Genomic DNA, 19,261 nt, shown 5'->3' with positions numbered 1-19,261 from the left:
GAGTAGCGGGCGTCGAGCATCAGGCTCCGAACCTCTCTGTCAGTAGGCGCGCGAGTCGAGCACCGTCGACGGTGCCGCTCGCGAACCGAGCAAGGGCGGCGGGCAGGTCGGCGGCGGTTACGTCCGCTTGGCTCGACTCGCCCATGTGCTTCACTTCGAACACGCCTTCGGTGACCGCACGGGGACCAACGAAGACGACGGCAGACGCATTGAGCTTGTCGGCCTGCTTGAGCTGGGACTTCAGGCTGCGCGCCTGGTGATCGCACTCCGCGGCGATGCCGCTGTCTCGAAGCGCCGAGACGACAGCGAACACCGCATCGGCGGCGTCCTCATCCACGCGTGCAACGTAGACCTCGGCGCGCGCCGGACCGACGACCTCGGCCCCGGCCGCCTCCATCGCGAGCATCGTGCGCTCGAACCCGAGCGCGAACCCGAGGCCCGGGGTGGGCGGACCGTCGTAGGCCTCCATGAGGCGGTCGTAGCGACCTCCCCCACCGATCGCGTTCTGGCTCCCGAGACCGGCGTCGGCCTGCACTTCAAAGACGGTACGTGTGTAGTAGTCGAGTCCGCGAACAAGCGACGGATCCTCGACATACGGGATGCCGAGGCCATCGAGCGCGCCCTTGACCTGCGCATAGTGCTCTCGGCACGGTTCGCACAGCTCATCGCGAAGTAGCGGCGCACCGCCCATGATCTCTCGGCACGCCGGGTTCTTGCAGTCAAAGGCGCGCAACGGGTTGGTCTCGGCGCGGCGGTTGCACTCTTCGCACAGCCCGTCGGCGTGTGAACGGATGAAGTCCGCGACCTTGTCGCGGTACGCCGGCCGGCAGTGCTCGTCGCCCATCGAGTTGATGAGAAGTCGCATGTTCCCAGCGGGGATACCACACGCCTCGAAGAAGCGCCACAGCAGCGTGATGAGCTCGGCATCGGCCGTCGGCTCGGCGGCGCCGAGCAACTCTGCGCCGATCTGCCAGAACTGCCGCATGCGGCCCTTCTGGGGTCGCTCATATCGGAACATCGGGCCGGCGTAGTAGACCTTCGCGAACTGCCCGTTGGCAGCGAGTGAGTGCTCAAGTGCCGCCCGAACGACGCTCGCGGTCGCCTCCGGGCGCAGGGTCAACGACCGCCCGCCCTTGTCCTCGAAGGTGTACATCTCCTTCGACACGACGTCTGTGGCCTCGCCGATACCTCGCGTGAAGACCTCGGTATGCTCAAACATCGGTGTGTAGATGGGCTCGTAGCCATACCGCGCGAAGAGCTCCTGAGCTGTGCGAGTCAGATGCTCCCATGCACGCGCGGTGCTGGGGAGCATATCGGCGGTGCCTTTGGGTGCGCGGGCGTTCATGCTCACGGTGTCGCAGGACCCTTCGTTGATGAGTGCGTCGGCAAAGCGCAAGTGTACCGCGAGCCAGTGTAGAGCGCACCCCAAACGGTGACGCGCACAGCCCTGCCCTCGACTCGCCGCGCACAACTGCCGATACTGCCTTCAGAAGTCGCGAACACGAGTGCACCGGTGGTAAGAATGCAGTCCCCTTCGAATCAGCGCCCCCAGAATGCCAGACCGATCCGCCGCTTCGTCTTCGAGGCGGCGTTGGCCCTCGCTCTGTTCACGGTCCTCGTGTTCGCGGGAATCTACTGGCGGACGACGACTCTGATGCACGATGCAGCGATCAAGCAGGCCGACTCCTACATCGACCTATTAATGAACGCGCGCGCGTGGAACTCTATACATGGCGGGGTTTGGGTGCCTCAGACGCCTGCGGTTGAGACGAACCCCTACCTGCGTGACTTAGGTGTCGACGCGGAAACGAGCACCGTCTCCGGGACCGCACTTACCCTGCGCGACCCCGCAACGATGACTCGTGAGATCGCACAGATCACCGATGGCGAGCACGGCGTCACCTTCGGACTCACCAGCCTGCTACCGGTCAACCCCTACAACGCGCCCGACGAGTGGCAACGTGCCACGCTTGAGAAGTTCAGCACCGACCTGACACCCGTATTCTCCGAGCAGGACATCAACGGCAGCCACGTGCTGCGATCGATGCGACCGCTGCTGGTCGACGAGTCGTGTCTGCCGTGTCACGCCAAGCAGGGCTACCGGATCGGGGACGTTCGCGGTGCGATCTGGCTGACGCTACCACTCGACGAGACAGCCGAGGCGCTCGCAGTGAACAGTCAGGCACTCCTCGCGGTCTTCGCGTTGGTGCTACTCATCTCCGGCCTGGCGGGTTACGCGCTCGTGGGACGTATGGCCCGACGCGTCGACGAGTCCGAACGCGAGCTACAGACGCTTGCGACGACCGACCCGCTCACCGGCATCGCGAATCGCCGAGCGATCGTGCAGCGGCTCGAAGAGGAACTCGCGCGCAGCGAGCGCCTGCAGAACTCGATCGGCGTCATTGAGTTCGACATCGACCGTTTCAAGCACGTCAACGACTCGCACGGCCATGCTGCCGGTGATGAGACGCTACGCACCCTCACGAGGCGCATAGCGGACGTGCTGCGCGAGTACGACTCCGTCGGACGCCTCGGGGGCGAGGAGTTCCTGGTCGTTGCGCCGGATGTCGACTGCGATGCGCTCATCGATCTCGCCGAGCGTATTCGTGAAGCTGCGGCCGCAAGTCCGACGGACTACCGAGGCCACATCATCCCGATCACGGTGAGCGTCGGCGCGACGCTGTCCCGGCCGGGCGATTCAGCCGAGAGCGCTCTCGTCCGAGCCGATAGCGCGCTGTACGCGGCGAAGGACGCCGGGCGCGATCGCGTTCGCACCGACTAGGCGCATTGCGGCACCGCATTCCTGTCAGCTTAGGAGCGGCGAGGCGGCGACAGTCTGCCGTATAGCAAACTCGACAAGCCGAGCCACCTCCGCGTCAGCAAGCTCCGGAGCGGGCACCGCAACCTCGTCGAACGTCCCCTCGAGCAGTACCGGCGTGATGCCGAGTGCGGTCGCCGCACGCTCAACCTCGGCGAGCCAGTCCGCTGGCACCTGGTCTGGAGGCTGCACCCCGATGAGCGCGGCCATCGCGCATGCCCACATCCTCGGCGTTGCTGAGAACGCTTCGTAGCCGCCGCCGCCCAGCGCAACCAGCCGGCCTTCACAGAACTCATCGGCGATCGAGACGAGCGCGCGAACCAGGTCGTGGTGACCCGCGACCGTCTGTCCGAGGTGGGTCAGCGGGTCGCTGCGGTGTGAATCGGCACCGAGCTGAGCGACGATGATGTCCGGGGCGAACGCGCGCAGAGCCGGACGTATCACACGCTCAAGCGCCCGTCCGTAGGCATCCGGCCCCGCAGAGGGCGGCAGCGGCACATTGAGCGCGAAACCCTCGCCGTCGCCTCGCCCGATGTCACGGGATGAGCCCGTGCCCGGATAGAGATACTGCCCCGACTCGTGCACCGAGATCGTCAGCACATCGCGCCGCTCGGCAAATGCTTCTTCAACACCATCTCCGTGGTGCGCGTCAATATCGACGTAGGCGACGCGGGCGCCTGGCTGCGAGGCGATCGCATGTTCGATCGCCACCGCGCAGTCGTTGTATACACAGAAGCCTGCCGCACGATCCCGATGGGCATGATGGAGGCCACCGGCTGGGTTGAAGGCCCGCATAGCGGTCCCATCGAGCACGGCGTCAACGGCCTTGATGCTGCCTCCCGCGACGAGCGCGGACACCTCATGCATGTTGGCGAATCGCGGGGTGTCGCCGTCGCCGATACCAAACGACTCATCCTGAGCTTCTCCCAGACCGGGCGAACGCACCGCCGTCAGATACGCAGCCGAATGCACTCGTAGCAAGTCGGCATCGGTTGCCGGCGCGGGTTCGAGTGCGACCGCCTGCGTGGCCCCATCGCCGATCAAGTCCCAGGCGCGCATGAGGTCGACGGCCAAGCTGAAGCGCTCAGGCAACATGGGGTGACCTGGACCGAAGCGGTAGCGGGTCATCGCCGGCGAGTAGACGAGGGCCGCTCGCGGCCGCGCAGCCGACTCAGCGTGAGACGCCCCTGGCATCGGGAGACCTACCCTCGCACCAGCGACACACCCGCAAGCCGCTCGACAGGCCCGGGAGTACCGTCTGGTGCTAGGGGTACCAGCAGGCGCACGCATACGAGCGCGCCTGCGATTGCGCCCCACTGCGCGCGACGCCCTCGATTGACGGCATCGCCCGATGTATCCGTGAACACGATTCCCATCAGCCGCATTCCACCGGTTTGACCCCACACGCCACACGTCACCGAGAAGTACGCGATGAGCACGAGATACCAGACCGCGAGGATGCTGAGTACGTGAACTGGGACGGAGAGCATGGCGCGCGCAACGGGAAACGGCCAGAGGAGCATCGTGATGACGAGCGCCGAACCTAGATCGATGGCCGTCTGTGTGCGAAGGGCGCCTGCGATGGGACTGTCCGCTCGAGAGTCTTCGGGCATGGCAACCGCTACGGCATGATCGCGGTGCTGGCCGAGTGGCGGCTCGTCGAGCAGTCGGCGTAACAGTCGCCTTCGGCCCACTGTACTGAGCCCGAGGTCAGCGTGTGAGTCGTCCAGCCGGTCTTGATGCCGGTCAGGCCGGTACTACCGGGGCCGGTGCGTCCGGCCTCGTAGAGCCCGGTGTCGGTCGTGTAGGCCATCAGACGCGGGCGCTTCCAGCCGTGCGGCACGGATACGTGACAAGTGCGGCACGCATAGCTGTCGTGGTTGCTCTGGTGGACGTTGTTCGTCGCCACCGCGAAGTTGTGGCACTTCTGGCAGATGTACGGCGTCGTCGTCGTGTTGCGGTTGGTCAGAGTGATCGTGGACCACTCGTTGGGATACGCGGGGTCCACCATCCACTTGGCCGCCGAACCATGCGGGCCGCGGGCCGTGGTGGTCGAGCCCGTGTGACAGTCCGAACACGTGATCTTCGAGTTGCTGGTGAGCTGCACGCCTTCGAGCGTCTTGAGCCAAGCCGTCGTGGGCAACGGCCACGTCTGAGTGACCGTGGTCCCGGCGACGTTCACGAACGTGAACGACGTCTTCATCGCCGTGGTCTGCCCGCTGACGTTGTGGAACGAGTAGTTGCTCGGGTTGAACTCCTGACCCAGGTCCGTGCGCGTGTACGTACCGGAGGTCGTCGTCACTGACTGTAGTGAGACTCCCGGGCCGGCGTGGCACTTGAAGCACAGGTACGCCTCGGGCACGGTGCCGGCCATGGTCGTCGCCGTGTAGCTTGCGGTCGTAGGCTGCGACCAGTTGCCCGAGGCCGCGGGCGGCACGATCCCGATGGCACCCTTGAGTGCGCCACCGGCGTTGCTCGTGTTGATCGTATGGGTACCTGCGACTGAAGCGTGCGGGTTGTGGCAGTCAACGCACTCCACGTGACGGGTCGCCGAGTTCGCGAACGCACCCACGGTCTCTTCGTCGCTGTGCCTTCCTGTCTGAGCTGCGACCGAGTGGTTGTAGGCCGCGGACGCAGGTGTTTGCACGTTCATCGAGCGACCGCCAGCGGTTCCGGTCCCCGTGCCGTGGCACTTGTAGCACAGCCCCTCTTCCGAGGTTGCGGTGGTCGTGTTCTGGCGCGCGTTAGCGGCCGTGGGCGACGACGTCGGGGTCCACGCCTGCAGCGAGTCGGACTGCGACCCGTGCGGGTCGTGGCAGTTCTGGCATAGAGCCGCACCGATAGTGCTCGTGGTCGTGAAGTGACCTGAGTTCTTGTACGCGAACCCGGTCGTCGCCTTGCTCCAGCCCGGGAACAGCGGCGAGGTGACCGTACGGAACGCGACCGGATACGGGATCAGCTGCGTCGCCGAAATAGTGGGCGTATAGCTCTGAACCGCAGACGCAGACGGTCCTGTGTGGCACTTCAAGCAGAAATCGGTAACCGTCCCGGACCACGTGATCTTGGTGTTCGACGGGTCGGACAGGCGCGATGATGCCCACGGGCTGGTTCCACCGCTGGCGACCTTATGCGTGTTGTGGCAGTTCTCGCATGACACCATCGAACCGCTTGGCGGGACATATGACGACTTGTAGCTCGTCACCGCCCAGTCGCTGAGAATCGGCGTTGCCACTGTGGGCGCTGTGGTCTCAAACGAGCCGGTCAAGCGGAGCCTCGTGTACGCGGTGGTCGAGTACGCGCGCAGGTCAGTGCCCGAGACGGTCGCACTGGTAACGAGCGTGTCCCACGTCGCGCCGTTGTAGCCTTCGACCTTCACCGAGAACGCGGTGCTGGTCGGCACAGTCGCCGAGAACGTGAGGTGACCCCACTTTTGTGATCCGCTCGCAGGCAGGATGTCAGCCGTCGGACCCATGGATCCGCTCGTGTAGTACTTGAACACGACCTGGTTGACCGGATCCGCGCTCGCCGTAGCGATTGACGAACCTCCACCCCATGCGCGCAGCGCAGTCAGCGTCTCCCACCCGATGCCCGTCCACGATGCAGCGAGGCCGGGGTTTGCCGGAACGCGTATCCGTGCGAAGCCGGCGGTGCCACCGCCGCGAATCGCGTACAGGTACCCGTCGGACGGGTTGTACATGAGGTCCATACCCTCGCCGGTTGTGGTCCATCCGGTCGGCGCCTTGATACCGATATTGATGGTCGCAGGAGTGCTCGCGAGGTTGGTCACAACTTGGAGCGTGATGGCGCCCGCCGCATTCGGCCCCAGGGTGAGGAGCGTGTCGACGCCACCGGTAGTGACGACACTCATCCGCGTGGAGTTCGTAGACGCAACCTGCGCGAACACAGCGGTCGCGCTGTTGACCCCGGTGAACGCCGAGGATGTCGTCGTGCGGTTGACGCCCGTGCGATAGAACAGCACGCCGCGGCCTGTACCCGTTGTGGTCCCGTTCTTGGCAAGGACGAACAGCTTGTTCGTTGACGGCGAGAATGCCATCGCCGAGCCCTGGCCCAATGTCGTTGAAGTACCTGAACCGTTCTGGAAGGCGAACAGGCCCGCGTTCGTCGGGGTGACGTAGTCACGCCAGTAGATGCTGTTCTGAGTCCCGCCGCGCGTGAAGTAGACGACCCGCCCTGTGGTCGCAGTGCCGGTCGAGTTGACGGCCGAATCAGCGCCGACGCCGAGCACGCCGCCCGGAACAACGGTACTGGTCGTCCACGCATCGGCGGCCGGGTCTGCCGGTGGTGCATAGCGCAGGACATTCGCGGTACCACCCTGGGTGAAGTACACGCCTGGATCACCGGGAAGACGGAACGCGCTCGAACCCGACGCCGTCACGCTCGGTGCTGCCGTCGGCGTGAACACCGCGGTGTTGCTCGAGTTCCACGATCCACTTGCGATCTTGTACTGATCGAGCCGGGTCGTCGCGCCGTTTCTCGCGAAGATGAGGTCGGCCTGTGCGCCCGGGTTGACCGCGTCGCTGGGATCTTCAGCCAGCTTGACCTCGCCGCCACTCACGTTCGTAACCTGAACGCGGGTCTTGTATGCCTCAGCAGTGAACGATGCGGCCGTACTCTCACTCCAAGCAGCCTGCTCCTGGTCGACGTACGAACCGCCGCCAGCGCTCAACGTGTGCTTTGAGGGACGCAGGAACTCGGTCTGGATATCCCGACCGTTCCAGGTGTTCGGCTTCCCGGCTTCCTCACCGTTCTCGCTGTGGCAGATGAAGCACAGGTCCTCGTGGTTTCCATTGGGATCAGGCTTGCCCACCTGGCTACGGTATTCGATCGCCTTAGGGGTCGAGAGCGTGTGGTCGTGGCAGACCGTGCACTGGATCGCCTGACTGCCCGCGTCGACAGTCGAGTGGGCCGAGGTCGTGTAGGTGGTCTCGTGGTCCCCAGCGGTATTGGCGTATGCGCCTGCGGTCGACACTGCGGACATAGCTGCAGACGTCGCACCATGGCAGCTCTGACACTGGGTGTTCCCAACCGGCTCCGCACCGTGGTACGGCGTGTAGAGGTGACACGTGTAGCAGTTCGTATCGTTGCTGCGAATCGCGGCGATCGTCCTGGACGAGATGTCGGAACCCGAGTACGTGTGGCACGTCTCACACGTGAAGGTGCCACCGGCCGACGGCGTGCGTCGCAGGTGCTCGCGCGCAAGTGTGAGGTAGTGGCACGAGTGCTCGTCGCTGCTGCACGCCGTGGCGGTGGTGGTCGGATGCAGTGTATCCGTGTTGACGTGCGCAGACGCTTTGGCGGAGTGGCAGACCAGGCAGTTGGCCGACGGCGGGGCACTTTGTAGCGTCCACCCGCCGTGGCAGACGTCGCAATCGGTCAGCGTGGTGCCACCTGCGGTGACCGTACTCGCGACCGAGTGAATCTGAGGCAGGTTATTCCCGCTGTTCGTGTGGCATGCGTTGCCCGCCATGCACCCGCTGTTAGCGGGTAGCACGGTGTGACTCGCATCGACGTTGCGGTGCTTGGCAGTGGGACCGCCAGCCGTGTGGCAGTCGCCATCGACGCAGTTGCGGTTGGAGCTGACCTCCCACCCGCCGAGCGGAGCGAGGGAGCTCTCGGGGTCAGGGTGACAGTTGGCACAACCAACGGTGCGATACGCCGAGCCATTGCGGCCGTGCTCCCGTGCCAGATCCATGTAGTGGCACCGCGAGCATGGCATCGGCCCGTACGTGACCGTGTCGTCAAGAGACGGTGTCGCGATCGAGATTGTCTGGGACGCAGGCGTCGCGGTATGCACCGACACGATGTAACCGTGCATGGTGTTGTTGCCCTCTGGATGGCACGTGTCACACACGATGGTGTCAGGAACGCCCGCGATGTCCGTCTGGAACGTGGGAGTCGAGGTCGGCCCATCCGGGCGATACTCGTTGTTGAAGTGGCACACCATGCAGGAGCTGACCACCTGCGAGTTCACCGTGGTAGTCGCATCCTTATGCAGGTCGGCCAGGTCGACGCCGGTCGGAGCCAAGCTATCTGTGAGGTGGCAGCCAGCAGCCATGCAGCGGATGCCCGCAGGCGGCTGATGCGACGCGTCGATCGAGGCGTGCTGCGGTGAATTCGAGTCGACCGTGTGGCAGGAGCCTTGTGAACAACTCCTGTCCCATCCTGTGGCAAGGAGCATGTCTCGCGGTGACGGATGGCAGTTGCCGCAATCGAGGCCCTGCTTGACCATGTGTTCGTCGACCGTACCAGAGGCCACGGTCCCTGCATCAGCCGAGATGAGCGCCTTGTGGCACAGCCTGCATGCAACATCGGCATGTGTGACGCCGTTGCTGACGATGTCCGCAGTCGCCGTCTCGACGTTCGAGGTGTGCTGCTCCGCGGTCCATCCGTGCTCAGCCAGTCGCTCGGCATGGCATGACAGGCAGTCTGTGGGGTCTGCCGGCTGCACCTTGCCGGTACTGTTCCTGTGGCACACCTGGCAGCCCGTGTACGTCGTGCCCGCGGTTGTGGTCGATGCGGTCGAGTGTATAGCCGGCAGCGACCCGGCGGTGTGACAGACGCCAGCTGTGAAGCAGTCCTTCTCTTCCGGCGGATCCATGCTGTGGGTCGTGTCGATGCCCGCGTGAACCGGGTTCACGTCGAGCGACGAGTGGCATCCGGCCTGATCACACTCACCGGTCCAGGTGGTGAACGAATCCGGGACGATCGCGGTATGGCACGTCGTGCAGCTATTGGCATGCTGTGGACCGAGCTGGAACGTACCGTGGCAATCCGAGCACTCCACGCCGGTGATCACAAACTGCGGATAACTGGCCGGATTGATGGTGATGGTTCCCGTCTGGGCGCCGGTGTGTGGGCCATCCGTGTAGCCATGGGTGTACGGAGCATGATCGGCGTGGCATTCCGCCGCCGAGCAGTCCTTGGTCGGCACCTTCTCCGTGCTGTTGCGGCGGTCTCCGTGACAGATTGTGCACGACGAGTACGTCACGCCTGCAACGGTAGTGGTCGCCGAGGAGTGCATGGTCGCGACGCTCACCGACGCCAAGTCCTCGTGGCACCCGGCCGCAAGACACGTCGCCGTCGGACTCGGGCTATGCGACGCATCGAGGGAGTCGTGCATGGGTTCCGGGCTGCCGACCGTATGGCAGCCGCCCTGTACGCAGCCATGATTCCACTGCGGGATCAGCGTGTTCTTCGGGGTGGGGTGGCACGTGGCGCAGCCATCGGTCTGAAGATGCCCGGCATTGCCGGTTGAGGCGGTCAGGTAGTTGACGACCATCTCGTGGCACATCGAGCACTCGTACGGGCCATAGGTGACCGAGGAGATGGTGATCGTCTCCGAGGCGGGGGTTGCCGTATGGCTGTTGCCTTCGGTGAGTCCACTTTCATCGATGTGCGTATGCCCTGCGTGGCAGACCAGACAGCTACGAGTCGTCGGCACGCTCGGGCCATGACACACTCCACAACCCGTATAGGTGACAGTGCCCTCCCCTGCGAGTCCGCGAACGATGCCGGCGAACGATCGAACCACGTCGATGCGCACAGTGAGTGCGGCCGGATTGGGCACGGTCGTCGACGCGGTGGAGTGCAGCACCGCAAGATTCGTAACGTGACACCCGGTGGCGTCGCATGCCGCGGTGTCCTGCCCCTCGTGCGCAGCATCGACGCCGGCGTGCATCTCGGTCGCGGACCCTACGACGTGGCAGCCACCCTCGACACAGCTGGTTGCACTCCAACCGGAGGTGAGTGTGTTTCGCGGCGACGGGTGGCAGTTCGCGCAACCTGCCGCGGTAGAACTCGAGGACGGCTTCTCGTGCTCCGCGCCCAGTTCCAGGTCGTGGCAGTCGGAGCACTCAAGCGGCCCGTAGGAGACAGAGGTGATGGTGATGGTCTGAGACGCGACCACGCCCGTGTGAATGGTGGCCTCGTAGTCGCCAACACTCGGCGCATGCACGTTGTTCTGGCCACTTCCGTAGCCATCGCCGTGGCAGGTGTAGCACGCGGCGCCACTCGACTCCAGGTGTGCAGACACCGTCGACGGAAGACGCAGGACATTCTGGGCGGGCTCGCCGGTGGTTCCATCGCGGCGCAGTCCGACTACGAAATCGCTCGCCGAGACCGGAGTGTACACCTCCCCGACGCTATCCCAGCCAGAAGCGCTATCCGACGTGGTGTGACACGTGAAGCAGAAGTGCCTGATTGACGACGTATCTGTGGTCGCAAGCGACCGGCCACGCTCGTCAGAAATCATGCTCGCGTTGCCACGCTTGGAGCCGTGCGGGTTATGGCACTCATAGCACGGAAGCGGTGCGCCTATCGGCAGGTCGCCACCGGAAGTGATCACTCGATGCCCGGCTGTGGCATCTCCCCCGGTGACAAACTGCTCGATGTTGACCGGTGCAGTCGCGAATCCACTAGGAATCGCGTTGCCGTGGCAGTTCAGGCAAGCGGCCGCATAGGTACCATTGGCCTGATCGGATGCCAGGGTCGATGCACTCGACGGGCGGAAGGTCGCAAGCAGGCCGTCGTAGACGTTGGCCCCTCGATGCGAAGCATGGCAGTAAAGGCAATCGCCGGCACCCCTTCGAATCGGGGAGCCAGCGGACGGGGTCTGCGTCGTCTCGGGGATGAGTCGGTGCAGGTTGCTCTCCGAGTCGTATGTCGTCGGACCCGGCCAGGTTCCGGCGATGGGATAGCCGGTCGTATCTCGAGTTGGACTTGAGGTCGAGGGATAGCCGGTGCCGTACCAGTCGCCGCTCGTGGTGTGACAGGCGTAGCACATCTCGTTGCCCGCCGACGCGACTGAAGTGCCGTTGATCGTCTCGGCGGGAATGCGACGGGCATCAAGCGACGAGCCATGGACCGCGTGGCATGTATCGCAACCGCTGATCGAGGCAGGCAGTGTCGGGGTTGTCTCGAACCGGTGCCCTGAGGCAAGACCGAACGCGTCAGAAGTGCCGCTTGCCACGTTCGCGGTATTGGAATTGCGGCCATCGTGGCAGGTCAGACACATGATGGTTGACTGCGATGCTCCGACTTCCCAGCGATAGAGACTCGTGTCCGGGTCGGCCTCATGCACGCTGTGGCAGTTCATGCACATCCGGCTATCGACGCCGGGTGTGATGTGCGGCGACTGCGCCCACATCGCAGCTACCGGTCCTGCAGCCGCGGCGCTCGACGGATCTCCAAGTGCGTTGACGGCCACAACTCGGAAGTAGTAGCCGATACCGGGGATGCCGGTGTCGTAGACCGCCGAGGTCCCGGTCGTTTTCGCAATCAGCTGGAACGGACCATTTGCGGGGTCAATCGAAACGTAGACCAGATACCCCGTCGTCTGCGGATCGGTCGAGGCTATCCACTCGAGAGTCGCTACGACCGGTGCCTCATCACCCGGTGTGACAAGCAAAGACGAGGGAGGAGTAGGCGCGATTGCAGCTGCGATAATCGGGATCAGACAGACCAAAGCCAGCGCTGCGGCAAGCGCAACCGCAACCCTGGTGGCTCTCTTCCGATCAGCAGTGAATCGACGGGCCAAGTGTCTCCTAATCCGATCGTCCCGGCCGTTGAGAGATGCACCGTCCGAACGTGGACACGACAAGCCTGCTGACGAGCGCCCCATTCCCGCCAACAACAGGTACATCTACCTCGGCAATTGTATCATGAACCGGCATAAATCTGTGGCTCCAGACTGGGGAAATACACGCTTTCTACACAGCAAAGCTGAAGCCAGCTTAGTGCGTTAGATGGATTCCCAGGAGCATCGCAGAAAACCGCTGGTCAAGGGCGCGAAAAGCTCGGATGCTCGGCTTATCGAGGCCAGAAGAAGTTGACCTTCGACTCATGCGCAATCGTGGTGTCCGGCCCATGCCCGGGATGGACGGTCGTCTCAGGAGGCAGAACCGCAAGTGATTGCGCAATCGAAGTAGCCAGATCGCGCGCGCTTCCACCAGGGAAATCGGTCCGCCCCACGCTCCCCGCAAAGAGGGTGTCACCGGAGAAGAGATGAATCTCGGGGCCCGAGTCCGTGGCCAGGAGGCAGATACCTCCGGGCGTATGTCCCGGCGTGTGCAGGACACGCAACTGCAGTCCCCCGGACACCAGCAGGGCTCCATCTTCGAGCAACATCGCGGCCTGTGGGCAGGAGTGATGAAATCCGAACTCGGCGCCGCCGTTGGTCCGTGGAGACTGTGCATCAAGCGCGTCGAGCGGATGCGCGGCGAGCGGCGCTTTCGTGAGATCGGCGAGTTCGGTGACGCCCCCGATGTGATCGAAGTGCCCGTGAGTCAGCAGGATCGCGTGGACACCGCGGTCGCCGACAGCCTCAAGTACGACTTGAGCCTCACCGCCGGGGTCGATCACGAACACCGGTGAGCCGGCATCGTCTCCGACAATCCAGCAGTTCGTCTCAAGCGGTCCCAAGGCAAGTCGTTGAATGCGCATCAGCGGTCGCCACGGCGGCGCTGTGATGCCTCCCCGGGCATCATGCGCCGCGCATCGAACACTCCGTTGACGGCCTTGACCTCGCGCAGCACACCATCCAATCTGGAGAGGTCGCCGGTCTCGAAGAGGAACCTCATGTCGACCAGTCCGTCGCGGTGCGTCGTCGTGGACGAAGCGAGTATATTGACGCCAGATTCAGCAAGTGCCGAGGTCACGTCCTGCAGAAGGCGCAGTCGATCAAGCGCCTCGATGAAGATTTCGACCTGGTAGGTCGACTCGCTGCCAAGGTCCCAGTCGACGTCAATGAGACGCTCGGGTGACGCAAGCAGGTCAGCGGCATTCGGGCAGTCGGCACGATGTACTGAGACTCCCCTGCCTCGGGTGACGAACCCGATAATCTTGTCGCCGGGCACGGGCGTACAACACCGAGCGAGCCGGACGAGCACATCATCTATGCCCTTGACCTTGATGCCTCCGCCCTGTTTACGGCGCTTGCTTCGAGGTGCCGTCATGGGTTTGTCGAGCGTAAATTCCTCAACCTTAGGTTCAGGTTTAGGAACGTCGCCTTCCTTCGCCATGAGCTTCAGGAGCTTGGTTCCAACCTGTTTCGCCGAGATCTTGCCTGCGCCGATGCCGGCAAGGATGTCCTCGGCGTGCGCGTAGTTCATCTCCTTGGAGACCGAGTCAATCGCCTTCTCGGCGGCCTTGCTGCCTATGCCAAGACCGTGCTTTCGCATGACTTTGGCGAGCTCATCACGCCCGCGAACCAAGTCGTCCTCGCGGGTCACCTTGGAGAAGAAGTTGCGGATCTTCGACTTCGCCGAGGACGTCTTGACGATGTTGAGCCAATCGCGCGACGGTTTGGAGTTCTTGTTGGTCAGGACCTCGATCCTGTCCCCCATCTGCAGTTCGTAGCCCAACGGCACGATCGAGCCGTTCACCTTGGCTCCGACGCAGTGGTTGCCGACTTCCGTGTGAATCGCGTACGCGAAGTCGATGGGCGTGGAGCCGCGCTTCAGGCTGATGACGTCACCCTTGGGACTGAAGACGAAGACCTCCTCCTCGAAGAGGTCGATCTTGAGTGCCTCCATGAACTCCCGCGGATCCTTGAGTTCGGTCTGCCACTCCAGCATCTGGCGCAGCCACGCCAAGCGCTCATCGAAGGCGTCCTCGCCCCGCGAGCCCTCCTTGTAGCGCCAGTGCGCAGCCACGCCGTACTCCGCGGTACGGTGCATGTCCTCGCTGCGGATCTGAATCTCCAGAGGGCTGCCTGAGGGCCCGATGACCGTCGTGTGGAGCGACTGGTACATGTTGAACTTGGGCATCGCAACGTAGTCCTTGAAACGCCCCGGCATCGGCTTCCAGATGGAGTGGACCGTGCCAAGCGCCCCATAGACGTCCTTGACCGAATCGACGATGACTCGCAGCGCGATGAGGTCGTGGATCTCGTTGAAGTCCTTCCCCTTCTGCGTCATCTTCTGATACACGCTGTAGAGGTGCTTCGGGCGGCCGGAAATCTTGGCCGTGATCCCTACCGCCGAGAGCTCGTCATCGAGCTGATGGATGACCTGGGCCGTGTAGTCCTCGCGTGCCTTGCGACTGTCCGCCACCATGCGGCTGACCTGGTGGAACTTGTGTGGCTCGAGGTAGTAGAAGGCGAGATCCTCGAGCTCCCACTTGATGCTTGAGATGCCGAGCCTATGCGCGAGCGGAGCGTAGATCTCCATGGTCTCGCGGGCCTTCTCGATACGCCGCTGCTCGGGCAGCGCAGCAAGCGTGCGCATGTTGTGTAGCCTGTCAGCGAGCTTTATGAGAATGACCCGGATGTCCTTGGCCATCGCGATGAGCATCTTGCGCAGGTTGTTGCTTTGCGCCTCCGAGAGTGACTCGAACTCGATCTTTCCGAGTTTGGTGACCCCGTCGACCAGCTCGGCGACCTCATCGCCGAACCGCTCCCTGACCTCTTCGATGGTCGCCTCGGAGTCCTCGACGGTGTCGTGCAGCAGCGCCGCTTTGAGCGTAGCCGTATCCATGTGCAGCTCGGCGAGAATGAGTGCGACCTCGATGGGGTGATGCACGAACGGCTCGCCGCTCTTGCGCATCTGACCCGCATGGGCCGACGTCGCGAAGTCGTACGCCTCGTCGAGGCCGGTGAGGTCTGCATCGGGATTGTACGCGCGAACCTGCGCTTCAATCTGCTGGAGCGTCGCTGGCATCCATGTCCTTCGCGCGGCGGGAGTGTTCTCGGGGCATAGTGTAGCGCGGTAGTGCGCCAAGCCCGAAACGGTGCGTCCCTAGGAGCTTGGGAGAATGGGCCGATTGAACCTCGCCAGCAGGTCATCGGTCTCGGCGGTCATCGCCCACGCCTTGAAGTCGGCGAATTCGGCGATCTCATCGAGACCCTCCGCGTAACGCGCCGAGGACTCGAGCTCGACCTTCGATTCTCCGGGGAGGAACGTGAGCCGCCGATACGCGCCGTGGCCCTCGCCCGTCACGAATCCCAGGTCCCGGAAGACGCCGAGCCCGGAGGAGACTCCGCGCTCATCGAGCGCGAACTGTGGACGTCGACGACGGCACCGCTCCGAGAGCTCGGCATTGGTGACCTCGAAACCCGGCCCCTGATCTGCCGAGATGTCACGGAGCTCGGCGTAGAGCGTCGCCATGTCGTCTCTCGATGGTGCGAGCGACGAGAGGATCATCTCGTTTATCCGAGCATCCTTCGCTCCAAATGCCAGATGGATGCGCGCCATCGCGCCGTCGCGCCCCGCGCGACCCGACATCTGGTTGAACTCGACCGCGTTGAAGGGCAGATGGTACAGCACGACGTTTCTGACGTCGGGGATGTTGACCCCCTCACCAAAGGCGCTGGTAGCGACGACAAACGTCACCTCGGAGTTGCGAAATGCGCGCTCCACCGCATGCCGCATGGAACGAGACATACCGCCGTTATAGAACACGGTGCGCATGGCGATCGACGGCACGCGTTTGCGGATCATTCGGGCGAGCTTCACGGACTGCTCACGCGAGTTCACGTAGACGACTGTCTTTTCATCTCGCGCCGCGAGCGCCGTGAGAAAGCCATCCTTATCGGGAACGTCACGCCGGTCCTCGACACGCAGGTTGTCACGTACCGTTGGGTCGAGAACCGTTGACTCGATCCCCAGCGAGCTGCGTATCGTCGTCGCCGTCGCATCGTCCGCGGTTGCTGTGACCGCGAGGACTGTTGGATGCCCGAGCGCCTCCACGACTTCGCCGAGCCGCGCGTACGCTGGCCGGTGGCCGGCGCGCGACATGCCGACGTGGTGAGCCTCGTCGACGACGAGGAAGCCGATGCGCCCGCTGTCCGCGAATCTAGCCGAGTGGATGTGCAAGAACTCCGGAGTTGTCAGGACGACGTCCAGTTCACCGGCTTTGAGCTGGGCGAATGCCTCATCTCGCTCACCGAGGGATGACTCACCCGTGACTGTGCGCACCGTGAGGCCAACGTCGGAGAAGGCCTCGCCGAGATGGAATGACTGATCGGCCACCAGCGCACGAAGCGGATAGACGAACACGCTCGCCCGGCCGCCGAGAAGCGCTGTTCGCGCTGCATGAAGGTGAAAGATGAGCGACTTACCGCGGCCCGTCGCCATGACCGTGAGGGTGCTTCGCCCCGCCTCCAGGTGGTCGAGCGAAGCGACTTGCGCGTCGTGGAGCGGGCGGTCGCCGATGAACGTGCGGGTGAGCTCGGCCGACAGCTCGGGCGTAGACAGCGACGCGAGCTCCGCCCTGCGCTGGGCTCGCTCGGCAGCGCGAAGGTCGTCGGTGTCACGTGCGTCCCGCTGCGACACCAGAACGTTGACGCCCAGCGAGCGGTCACCCTCGCCCCCGGTGACCTCGGTAACCTCGCAATCGTAGGCGACGCCGGCGTCGATCGTCGCTGCGAGAGCCGAGGCGAGCCTGCGATTGAGGAAGCCGACCTGGTCGCCGTGAGCATCGAACAGGGCGATCGCGTTGGAGTCGTACGGATTGTCCGGCTGACGAACCACTCTGAGCGGCGATCCGGCCGCGAGTCGTCCGAGGACGTCCTGTCTACCTTCGAAGGTCACCCCTGCGAGTTTGGTGTGGAAGGATGGGGCGTCTGCGATTCCCGCGTACTCTTCGCGGGCGAGAATCTCGTCGGCGTGCGCGAAGATGTCCTCGACGAGCTCGTACGCAGGTGCATCCGCATCGGGCGTGTGGCGCTGGAACTCCCGCACCATGAGCTGCACACGAGTTCTACCGCGCCACTCGTCAACCGAGATCTGATACGCCAGATCGACAGCGGCATCATGGTTGACGAGTTCGTCGATCTCGCCGCACCGAAACGCTATCGCAGGCACGGTGACGACACCGTCGTACGCTGAGAACCGAAGGTGGTTGTTGGTTTTGCCAACCTTGGAACGCCCGTTCATGAATACGCCATTGCTTGCGAACAGCGGCGACCGGTTCCCGTGGCCAAACGGCTCGAGCTGCGAGAGCTCGGCCCCCAACTCGACGCTCACGTCCTCGAGCGCGACCTCCGCATCGACGGTCATGAGTGAGTCGAACTGCTCGGCGGGCAGCGCGTCCAGGTGTTCGAGCAGACGCGTCCGAAACTCGTCCACGCGATCAGCGGATAGCGTGCACCCCACGGCCGCAGCATGGCCGCCATAACGCTCGAAGATGTCCGAGCACGACTCGAGCGCTCTGAAGAGGTCCACGGACCCTACAGAGCGTCCTGAGCCACGCGCAACGCCATCCTCGACGGTGAGAAGCACGGTGGGCACACGGTAGGCGCCTACGAGCCGAGACGCGACGATACCTTTGACACCCTCATGCCACCCCTCGCCTGCTAACACCAGCGCGCGCTCGCCGTGGTACGTGCGCTCTGCAAGCGCGCGTGCGGCTTCACTCAGGTCCGCCTCGACTTGCTGGCGCACCTTGTTGCACTCGTCGAGTGCCGCCGAGAGTCGCTCGGCCTCTGCGGGGTCATCGGTAAGCAGTAGGTCGAGCGATATCTGGGGGTCCGCCATGCGCCCTGCCGCATTCAATCGCGGAGCCAACACGAAGGCCACACTCTCGGCGGTCATGGACTCAGGAGTCGCGCCGCCCACGGCCGCGAGCGCGGCGATACAGGCGCGCGAGGACTCCCTCATGCGGGCGACACCGTCCGCAACCAGCGCGCGGTTCTCCGCTGTCAGCGGAACGATATCGGCAACCGTGCCAAGCGTGGCGAGGTCGGTGAGCCGACGCCACCCGTCGGGCTGCGCAAGCCGCGTACCAACCGCGTGCACCAACTTGAGGGCGACGCCCGCGCCTGACAGGTCACACGAGCCGCACGTCGCGGGCTCGAGCTTGGGGTTGGCTACGGCGACCCCTACGGGGACGCCGTCTCCGGGCTCGTGGTGGTCTGTGACGACCACTCGCACGCCCGCCTCAGCGAGCATAGCCACCTCAGCTACAGACGAGATGCCGCAGTCCACGGTCACGACCAGCGCAGGCTCACACTCAAGCACACGCGCTATCGACGCCTCCGAGAGGCCGTAGCCCTCACGAAAGCGGTGAGGGACGATTGCGGACACGTCCGCGCCGAGCGCCAGCAGCCCCCGCGTCGCGACCGCAGCCGCAGAGATGCCGTCCAGGTCGAAGTCGCCGAACACGACGATCCGCTCACCAGCGCGAACTGCCGCGGCGACCTCATCGGCGGCCGCCGTCATGCCCGGCAGCAGCTCCGGGTCGAGCCAGTCTCGGTCCAGGCTGGGCGACAGGAAGTGATCCACCGCCTCGGCGGTGAGATGTCCACGCGCGACAAGCACACGCGCAGTGACCGGCGACAGACCGGTTGCGTGCGCGAGTGAGGCGACCGTCTCGGGGTCAGCCGGGGCGACCGCCCAACGCTTGGTCGAGCAGGAGTCAGTCATGTCCACACCTTAACTGACGGGGCCGACACGATGTCGTGCCGGCCCCGGATCGCGTTCAGTG

Annotated in this window: 8 protein-coding genes; 1 reads left to right on the top strand and 7 read right to left on the bottom strand. The window is 64.2% G+C overall.

Features of this window, described 5'->3' with window-relative positions:
• Positions 1-19 precede the first annotated feature (19 nt).
• The gene (locus HGB10_03175) at positions 20-1,345 is read right to left on the bottom strand and encodes a histidine--tRNA ligase (protein ID NTU70808.1); all 1,326 of its coding nucleotides are present in this window, start codon (positions 1,343-1,345) and stop codon (positions 20-22) included.
• Between the two features lie 177 nt (positions 1,346-1,522).
• On the opposite strand from HGB10_03175, the gene HGB10_03170 reads away from it, so the two are divergent.
• On the top strand, positions 1,523-2,782 hold the full coding sequence (locus tag HGB10_03170; GenBank protein ID NTU70807.1) for a diguanylate cyclase: 1,260 nt from the start codon (positions 1,523-1,525) through the stop codon (positions 2,780-2,782).
• A gap of 24 nt (positions 2,783-2,806) precedes the next feature.
• Here the strand turns inward: HGB10_03170 and HGB10_03165 are convergent, their stop codons facing one another.
• From HGB10_03165 to recJ, 6 genes are all read right to left on the bottom strand, one after another.
• Positions 2,807-4,012 (bottom strand): acetoin utilization protein AcuC, encoded by a 1,206-nt coding sequence (locus tag HGB10_03165; GenBank protein ID NTU70806.1) that lies wholly within the window; start codon positions 4,010-4,012, stop codon positions 2,807-2,809.
• A gap of 8 nt (positions 4,013-4,020) precedes the next feature.
• On the bottom strand, positions 4,021-4,431 hold the full coding sequence (locus tag HGB10_03160; protein ID NTU70805.1) for a hypothetical protein: 411 nt from the start codon (positions 4,429-4,431) through the stop codon (positions 4,021-4,023).
• Positions 4,432-4,439: 8 nt separating this feature from the next.
• Positions 4,440-12,374 carry a fibronectin type III domain-containing protein gene (locus tag HGB10_03155; protein ID NTU70804.1) on the bottom strand — a complete coding sequence of 2,645 codons (7,935 nt, stop codon included), beginning with the start codon at positions 12,372-12,374 and terminating at the stop codon, positions 4,440-4,442.
• A 272-nt stretch (positions 12,375-12,646) separates the two neighbouring features.
• A complete protein-coding gene (locus HGB10_03150) occupies positions 12,647-13,279 on the bottom strand; it encodes an MBL fold metallo-hydrolase (GenBank protein ID NTU70803.1) in 633 nt (210 codons plus the stop codon).
• Complete coding sequence (locus tag HGB10_03145) at positions 13,279-15,495, bottom strand: bifunctional (p)ppGpp synthetase/guanosine-3',5'-bis(diphosphate) 3'-pyrophosphohydrolase (GenBank protein ID NTU70802.1); 2,217 nt, start codon at positions 15,493-15,495, stop codon at positions 13,279-13,281. The genes HGB10_03150 and HGB10_03145 overlap by 1 nt, the downstream gene beginning before the upstream one ends.
• Positions 15,496-15,573: 78 nt before the next feature.
• A complete protein-coding gene (gene recJ / locus HGB10_03140) occupies positions 15,574-19,200 on the bottom strand; it encodes a single-stranded-DNA-specific exonuclease RecJ (GenBank protein NTU70801.1) in 3,627 nt (1,208 codons plus the stop codon).
• Positions 19,201-19,261 lie beyond the last annotated feature (61 nt).

Source organism: Coriobacteriia bacterium (genome assembly GCA_013334745.1).
Lineage (GTDB): Bacteria > Actinomycetota > Coriobacteriia > Anaerosomatales > JAAXUF01 > JAAXWY01.
This window is presented reverse-complemented; position numbering and strand designations above follow the sequence as displayed.

Excerpts from the sequence above, each read along its gene's own strand:
- HGB10_03175 (NTU70808.1), bottom strand. The coding sequence starts at position 1,345 with ATGAACGCCCGCGCACCCAAAGGCACCGCCGATATGCTCCCCAGCACC.
- HGB10_03170 (NTU70807.1), top strand. The coding sequence starts at position 1,523 with ATGCAGTCCCCTTCGAATCAGCGCCCCCAGAATGCCAGACCGATCCGC.
- HGB10_03145 (NTU70802.1), bottom strand. The coding sequence starts at position 15,495 with ATGCCAGCGACGCTCCAGCAGATTGAAGCGCAGGTTCGCGCGTACAAT.
- HGB10_03150 (NTU70803.1), bottom strand. The coding sequence starts at position 13,279 with ATGCGCATTCAACGACTTGCCTTGGGACCGCTTGAGACGAACTGCTGG.
- recJ (NTU70801.1), bottom strand. The coding sequence starts at position 19,200 with ATGACTGACTCCTGCTCGACCAAGCGTTGGGCGGTCGCCCCGGCTGAC.
- HGB10_03160 (NTU70805.1), bottom strand. The coding sequence starts at position 4,431 with ATGCCCGAAGACTCTCGAGCGGACAGTCCCATCGCAGGCGCCCTTCGC.
- HGB10_03165 (NTU70806.1), bottom strand. The coding sequence starts at position 4,012 with ATGCCAGGGGCGTCTCACGCTGAGTCGGCTGCGCGGCCGCGAGCGGCC.